At 70.1% G+C, this 7,174-nt stretch carries 7 protein-coding genes; 4 read left to right on the top strand and 3 right to left on the bottom strand.

What is annotated here, in order from left to right:
* Positions 1–65: 65 nt before the first annotated feature.
* Positions 66–842 (bottom strand): acetoacetate decarboxylase family protein, encoded by a 777-nt coding sequence (locus G6022_RS10785; protein ID WP_182639835.1) that lies wholly within the window; start codon positions 840–842, stop codon positions 66–68.
* A 146-nt stretch (positions 843–988) separates the two neighbouring features.
* On the opposite strand from G6022_RS10785, the gene G6022_RS10780 reads away from it, so the two are divergent.
* The gene (locus G6022_RS10780) at positions 989–1,174 is read left to right on the top strand and encodes a hypothetical protein (protein WP_182639834.1); all 186 of its coding nucleotides are present in this window, start codon (positions 989–991) and stop codon (positions 1,172–1,174) included.
* A 63-nt stretch (positions 1,175–1,237) separates the two neighbouring features.
* On the opposite strand, the gene aspA is transcribed toward G6022_RS10780, so the two are convergent.
* On the bottom strand, positions 1,238–2,698 hold the full coding sequence (gene aspA / locus G6022_RS10775; protein WP_182639833.1) for an aspartate ammonia-lyase: 1,461 nt from the start codon (positions 2,696–2,698) through the stop codon (positions 1,238–1,240).
* Between the two features lie 117 nt (positions 2,699–2,815).
* Between aspA and G6022_RS10770 the strand changes: the two genes are divergently transcribed.
* The gene (locus G6022_RS10770; protein ID WP_179523720.1) at positions 2,816–3,601 is read left to right on the top strand and encodes a phosphatase PAP2 family protein; all 786 of its coding nucleotides are present in this window, start codon (positions 2,816–2,818) and stop codon (positions 3,599–3,601) included.
* A gap of 99 nt (positions 3,602–3,700) precedes the next feature.
* Complete coding sequence (locus tag G6022_RS10765; protein WP_241731158.1) at positions 3,701–4,339, top strand: hypothetical protein; 639 nt, start codon at positions 3,701–3,703, stop codon at positions 4,337–4,339.
* A 74-nt stretch (positions 4,340–4,413) separates the two neighbouring features.
* On the opposite strand, the gene htpG is transcribed toward G6022_RS10765, so the two are convergent.
* Positions 4,414–6,417, bottom strand: coding sequence for a molecular chaperone HtpG (gene htpG, locus G6022_RS10760; protein ID WP_179523721.1), 2,004 nt, complete (start codon positions 6,415–6,417; stop codon positions 4,414–4,416).
* A gap of 151 nt (positions 6,418–6,568) precedes the next feature.
* Here htpG and G6022_RS10755 point away from each other — a divergent pair, with 151 nt between their 5' ends.
* Positions 6,569–7,147, top strand: coding sequence for a maleylpyruvate isomerase N-terminal domain-containing protein (locus tag G6022_RS10755; protein ID WP_182691552.1), 579 nt, complete (start codon positions 6,569–6,571; stop codon positions 7,145–7,147).
* The last annotated feature ends 27 nt before the right edge of the window (positions 7,148–7,174 follow it).

The raw sequence follows: 7,174 nt of genomic DNA, 5'->3' as shown, positions 1-7,174 counted from the left end.
CTAGCTCCCGAGCCGCGACCCGCAGGTCCGCTACCCGGAGATCCGACCGCGCGGTGGGACGAGGCTCACGTGAGGGTGCGGGGTGCCTGGAACTCGGCCTCGAACCGCTCGAAGGAGAACGTCGCCAGCGCCCGCGCACGGTCGAGCCCGAGCTCGCGGACGGCCTCGGCGATCCGGGCGATGTGGGGATCGCCGTCCTCTGCCCCGGGAGCGATCGTCACCCGGGCGCCCCCCAGTGGTCGGAACCGGCCACCCGAGACCTTGGCGCCGGCGCGGACCAGAACCGGCGCCCCGTCGAGAACCTGGATGCAGTTCATCCCCAGGGAGTGGCGGCCGGGGAGCGGCACTCCCAGGCGGGTGTCGAGCTTCAGGTCGATGCCGCCGGCCCCCGAGGACCCCACCGCCCCCAGACGAGCGTCGTCCAGGGCGCCACCGGCCGTCCCGACCATGTCGCCCTTCCACTTGGGAAAGCCCCAGAGTTCGTTGCCCGCCGCGAGGGTGAAGTCCTGGTCGACCGGCAACTCGTGGATGTGCTGCTGGACCCCCACTCCCGGGACCTTGACCTGGAACGCCAACCCCACCTCGTGGTATCCACCCAGGACGTTGCCCGGGACATCGTGGTACCGGACATGGATCATCGTGACCGGCGTACGGCCACCGGGGAGGGACACGGGCTCGGCCCCCGCGGAATCCAGCACCGCGGACTGGGGGCCGGCGGCGATGAGCCGCCGGGCGACGGCCGTCCGCGAGAGGAATGCGGCGCCCGATATCGAGGCGGAGACGACGGGGACCGGGAACGTGATCTGACGGCCCGCGACGACACGGGTGGTGGGAGAACTCATGCCCCGACGTTAGCCGCTGCGGTAACAGGTTTCAGCATGTTTCGGGGCTAACGTCCCCGTGTTCACCGCGGATAGACCAGGTAGAGACGGGCACCCGGTCCGCCCACGCGGCACAGACCGCGTCGATGTCCACCAGGAGGCACACCATGTTGAAGGCACTCGCCGACTTCTTCGCCCAGTTCGACTTCACCGTCGGATTGTCCGCCGCGATCAACGGCTTCATCTCCGGCTCCACCGCCGCCCTCGAGCAGTCGTTCGGTGTCGACAGCTCGATCGGCCACCTCGCCGTGAGCAGCATCGGCCGGGTCGGCCCCGTCGAGAACGGCGCCTGACCCGACTCCCGCACACCGGAGAACCCCCGGTCACCCACCCGGGTGGTCGGGGCGATCCGGTTCTCAGGTGGGATCCGACAGGTCGTCGGGCGGGGCGGCTGCCAGCTGACCACTCGACTTGCCCTTGTACCGGGGCCGCAGCAGGTTCGCGGGGGACAGGATGTCGTCGACCTCCTCCGCCGAGAGCAGGCCCATCTCCAGCACGACCTCGCGGACGCCACGGCCCGAGCGCGCGCACTCACGACCCACCAGGTCGCCGTTGTGGTGACCGATCACGGGATTCAGATAGGTGACGATGCCGATCGAATCCATGACGTTGCGGCGGGCCACCTCGACGTTGGCCGTGATACCCCGCACGCACTTCTCCGTGAGCGTCTCGATCGCCTTGGTGAGCAGGGAGATCGACTCGAACATCGCCTGCGCGATCACGGGCTCCATCACGTTGAGCTGCAACTGCCCCGCCTCGGCCGCCATCGTCACCGTGACGTCGTTGCCGATCACCTTGAAGCAGACCTGGTTGACCACCTCGGGGATCACCGGGTTCACCTTGGCCGGCATGATCGACGACCCCGCCTGGAGCTCGGGGAGGTTGATCTCGTTGAATCCCGCGCGCGGGCCGGAGGAGAGCAGACGCAGGTCGTTGCAGATCTTGGACACCTTGGACGCGGTCCGCTTGAGAGCGGCGTGGACGTTGACGTAGTCGCCGGTGTCGCTGGTCGCCTCGATGAGGTTCATGGCCCCGGTGACCGGCAGACCGGTCACGACCCGCAGGTGCTCGACCACCGCACGGCGGTAGTCGGGCGGTGTGTTGACGCCGGTACCGATGGCCGTGGCGCCGAGGTTCACGTCGAGCAGCATCCGGGCCGCCGCGCCGAGGACGTGGAGTTCCTCGTCGAGGGTCACCGCGAATCCACCGAACTCCTGGCCCATGGACATGGGAACGGCGTCCTGCAACTGCGTCCGGCCCATCTTGAGGACCTCGCGGAACTCCTCCGACTTGTCGTAGCAGGCCTCCCGCAACGCGACGATCGCCGGCTCGAGCCGCTCGAGGGAGTGCCACAGGGCGATCCGGAAACCGGTCGGGTAGGCGTCGTTGGTGGACTGCGACCGGTTGACGTCGTCGTTCGGACTGATGACGTCGTAGGCGCCCTTGGGGTGACCGGTCCGCTCCAGCGCGAGGTTGGCCACCACCTCGTTGGTGTTCATGTTGACCGAGGTGCCGGCCCCGCCCTGATAGACGCACGAGGGGAACTGGTCCATGCAGCGGCCGTCCAGCAGGATCTCGTCGCACGCACCGACGATGGCCTCGGCGATGTCCGGGTCCAGGACTCCCATCTCGAGGTTCGCCAGCGCGGCGGCCTTCTTGACCATGACCATCCCGCGGATGAAGTCCGGGATGTCGCTGATGGTCTTCGAATCGATGGGGAAGTTCTCGACGGCGCGCACGGTGTGGATCCCGTAATAGGCGTCAGCCGGGACCGCCTTCTCACCGAGCAGGTCTCGTTCCACACGGGTCTGGGTCATACGTCCTCCGCTGATCGGGTCGACACGATCCACAGTAGACACGGCCCGCGGTCGGCGCGCGGTGTCACGGTTCGCGGGGATCCCCCGCCGCCGCGCGACCTTGCCTAGGGTGTGGGCATGTCGCGAACGACGACCTCCCGCCGCAGCCGGACCCTGTCCGCGGCGAAGGACGTCCTCCGGCCGCTGACCCCCTCGGACGGGGTCCTGGGCAGCATCGTCGACAGGGGCCAGGTGCCCCTGCCGCGCGGGACCTGGGCGGTGTTCGGCGTCGCGTTCGCCGGGTTCGCGCTACCCGTCATCGGGTTCGTCGAACTGGCCGAGCGGATCAGTTCCGGTGCCAAGCTGCCCTTCGACCGGCCCGTCATGCTGTGGTTGCGCAGGCGACACACCCCGCGCAACACCCGGATCGTCAGGGCGGTCACCGAACTCGGCGGCGTCACCGCCGTCCCGGTCTTCGCGCTCGCCGCCGCGGGTTACCTGGCCTACGTGCGGGGCAGCCGCCGACCGGCCGCGTTGCTCACGGTCTCCCTCGTCGGGTCCACCGTCATCAACTCGGTCCTCAAACTGATGTACCGGCGGGACCGCCCCACCTTCTTCACCCACATCGTCGAGGAGAAGAGCTACTCGTTCCCCAGTGGGCACGCCATGGCGAGTGCGGCGCTCGCCGGCTGCGCCTGCGTGCTCGCGTGGCCGACCGGGTGGCGCTACCCGGTGATCGCCGGGTCCAGCGCCTACGTCCCCGCGGTCGGCGTGACCCGCATGTACCTCGGCGTGCATTTTCCCAGCGACGTCCTCGCCGGCTGGTGCGTGAGCCTGGCCTGGGTGGGCGAGGTGGCCACGATCATGTGGCTCGTCGACCGCCTCGACTACTCCCCTCCGCTGCTCTCGCGTCCGGAGTCGTGATGGGCACCCACGCCCGGATCGTCCTGCACCACGGGGTCATCACCCGACTTCCGGCGGACGCGGTGGTCGACGCCGCCGCCCTGCGCCTGGCCCGGTCCCTTGTCGACTGAGGCGACCTCGCGAGCCGGCGCGGGACCGTCGAACGACGCGACCGCCGCCCCGGCAGTGGTCCTGACCGAGGTCTTCGCCCCGTGGGTGGTGCTCACAGCCGGCTCGCTCCACCTCGGCCACCGGGTGGGCTCGACCGGCTGGGGGGCGGCGACCGCAGCCGGACTGGGGGTGTTACCCCAGGCGGCGATCGCCTGGCGGGTGCGACGCAAGGCCCTGTCCGATCACCACGTCACCCGCAGGGAGGACCGCCCTCTGGTGATCGCCGGAATCGCCGCGTCGGTGGCCACCCTGATGGTGGCCCAACGTCGCCGCGGGGCGCCCGACGCACTGCAGCGGATGACCCGGGCGGCTCTCGTGGCGCTGGGCGTGGCCGGCGCCGCCACCATCCGGGTCAAGGTCTCGTTCCACACCGCCGTGCTCGCCGGTGTCGTCTCGGTGCTGGCCCGTCAGATCTCGCCCGGATACTGGCGGCTGCTCGTTCTGGTGCCACCCGTGGCGTGGGCACGGGTCCGGATCAGCCACCACACCCCGGTCGAGACCGCACTGGGCGTGCTGATCGGGGTACCCTGCGGCTACTGGGGCGGAAGCGGGATCGCCGCCCCACCTGCCCGCTCGACCGCGAACTGAGGACTGCGCACCGAGCGCCACCGCCCCGCGGGCCGGGAACGGGTGCCCGCGGGGCGGCGAGGGGACGTCCGGCGTCAGATCCGGTCGACCAGCAGCTTGGCGAAGGCGGCGGGGTCGGCGAGCGTGCCCCCCTCGGCCAGGACGGCCGCGCCCGAGAGCAACCGCGCCGTGTCGGCGAGGCCCGGGGCCGACGGATCCTCGGAGTACTGAGAGCGCAACCGCTCGACCAAGGGATGCGAGGGGTTGAGCTCCAGGATCCTCTTGCTCGCGGGCAGCTCCATGCCCGAGGCCCGGTACATCGCCTCGAGCTGCGGGGTCATGTCGAACTCGTCGCCCACCATGCAGGCCGCGGACTCGGTGAGCCGCTGCGACAACCGCACCTGCTTGACCTCGTCGGACAGCTCCTCGCCCAGCCACTCGAGCAGGCCGGTGAACTCCGCGGAATCCGCCTGGCCCTTCTCCTCCTCGACCGGGGAGCCGATACCGGACAGGTCCACGTCGCCCTTGGCCACCGAGCGCAGGCGTCTGCCGTCGACCTCGCCGACCGCGTCCACCCACACCTCGTCGACCGGGTCGGTGAGCACCAACACCTCGACGCCCCGCGCCCGGAAGGCCTCCAGGTGCGGGGAGTTCTCCACCGCCGCGCGGGACGTGCCGGTGAGGTAGTAGATCTCCTCCTGCCCCTCGGCCATGCGGGAGACGTACTCGGCGATGGTGGTGCCCACCTCGTCGTCGTCGCCCCCGGTGGCCTCGTCGGAGGCTGCACGAGTGGACGCGAAGGTGCTCACGGCGAGGAGCTGCTCCCGGGCGTCGACGTCGGAGATCAGGCCCTCCTTGAGAACCGCTCCGAAGTTCTTCCAGAACGAGCGGAACTCCTCCGGACGGTCGGTCCTGATCTGCTCGATCGTCTGCAGGACCCGCTTGACCAGGCGCTTGCGGATCGCTCGGATCTGGCGGTCCTGCTGCAGGATCTCGCGCGAGACGTTGAGCGAGAGGTCCTGGGCGTCGACGATGCCCTTGACGAAGCGCAGGAACGGCGGCACCAGCTCCTCGCAGTCGTCCATGATGAAGACTCTGCGGACGTAGAGCTGGACGCCGCGCTTGGTATCCGGGGAGAAGAGGTCGAACGGCACCTGCGTGGGCAGGAAGAGCAGCGCCTGGTACTCGAACGTCCCCTCGGCCTTGAGGGTGATGGTCTCCAGCGGCTCGTCCCAGGCGTGGGAGACGTGACGGTAGAACTCCGAGTACTCCTCGTCGGTCACCTCGGAGCGGGGCCGCGTCCACAGCGCCTTCTGGGAGTTGAGGGTCACGGTCTCGGTGAGGGTGTTCTCCGCGGCGGGGTCGTTCCCCTCGTCGTCGTCCCCCGTCGGCTCCGGTGCCGGCCTCTCGACCTCCATCCGGATCGGCCAGGCGATGAAGTCCGAGTAGGTGCGCACGACCCGGCGCAGCGTGGACTCCGCGGCGTAGTCGGGCAGCGCCGCGTCCCCACCGGCCGGCTTGAGCTGCAGGATCACCGAGGTGCCCTGCGGGGCGTCCGGTGCCTCCTCGATCGTGTAGGTGCCCTCGCCGCCCGAGGTCCAGCGCGTACCCGTGGCCTCGCCGGCCTTGCGCGTGACCAACGTGACCGCGTCGGCGACCATGAACGTGGAGTAGAAGCCGATGCCGAACTGGCCGATGAGGTCCGCGGTGACCTGCTCACTGGCCTCGCCCGACTCCTGAGCCGCGCGGGCCGCGGCGAGGGCCTCGCGCATCTGACCGGTGCCCGACTTGGCGAGCGTGCCGATGAGGTCGACCACCTCGTCGCGGGACATCCCGATGCCGTTGTCGCGGATCGTCAGCGTCCGTGCCTGCTCGTCGGGGATCAACTCGATGTGCAGGTCCGAGGTGTCGACCCCCAGCGAGGAATCCTGGAGAGCGGCCAGTCGCAGCTTGTCCAGGGCGTCGGAGGAGTTGGAGATGACCTCTCGGAGGAAGGTGTCCGGGTTGGAGTAGATCGAGTGGATCATCAGATCCAGCAGCTGCCGGGTCTCTGCCTGGAACTCCCGGGTCTCGGCTGCGCCGGAGGTCTGCGGGCTCATGGTGGCGAGGGTTCCTCTCTCTGTGATGGGCGGGTCTGTGGGATGGGCGGGCGCGCCCCGTGAGGGCACCCCCACCGGACTGATCACGACGTGCTGTTCACGACGACACGATCAACCTACTGTGGGGTCCGGACATTCCGGAGGAGCCCCCGTGACCGAGAACCCGCTGCCCCACGACCACCTGGCCGTCCTCGACGCCGCCACCGAGCTGTTCGGGCGGGCGCTCGCCGACGGGCTCGACGGCGACTGCGGGTCGTGCCCCGGATGGAGTCGCCGGGACTGCGCCAACCACGTCCTCGGAGGCGGTCTGCGGTACGCGGCCTATTTCCCGCGCCTGCCGGAGTCCGAGATCGGTTGGACCCGGACAGCGGACCATGCCGGCGACGACCCCGTGGGTGCGCTGTCCCGTACCTCCGCCGGGCTTCGTGACCGGCTGGCCTCGGCCCCCGACGCCGATGAGCTGGTCGCCCACCGGCTCGCGGAGATCCCCGTCCGGGACCTGCTGGCGCTGCGGGTCTTCGAACTCCTCGTGCACGCCCATGACCTGCGCGGACAATCATGGGACTCCGACGAGGCCGAGACGCTCGCCGGCTGGGTGCTCGAGAACGGGCGGGACGTGGTCGACCTCATGCGCACGTTCGGGGTGCTGGCCCCGGCTCGACCCGTGGGTCCCGACGGGGACGCGCGTGCCGGGCTGCTCGCGTGGGCGGGCCGCGACCCCTCCTGGTGACGCCGGACGTCCGCCGACCCGCCGAGC

It is taken from the genome of Dietzia sp. Cai40 (genome assembly GCF_014145165.1).
In the GTDB taxonomy this organism is placed as follows: domain Bacteria; phylum Actinomycetota; class Actinomycetes; order Mycobacteriales; family Mycobacteriaceae; genus Dietzia; species Dietzia natronolimnaea.
The sequence above is the reverse complement of the archived record's forward strand: the minus strand, read 5'-3'. Positions and strand labels throughout refer to the sequence as shown.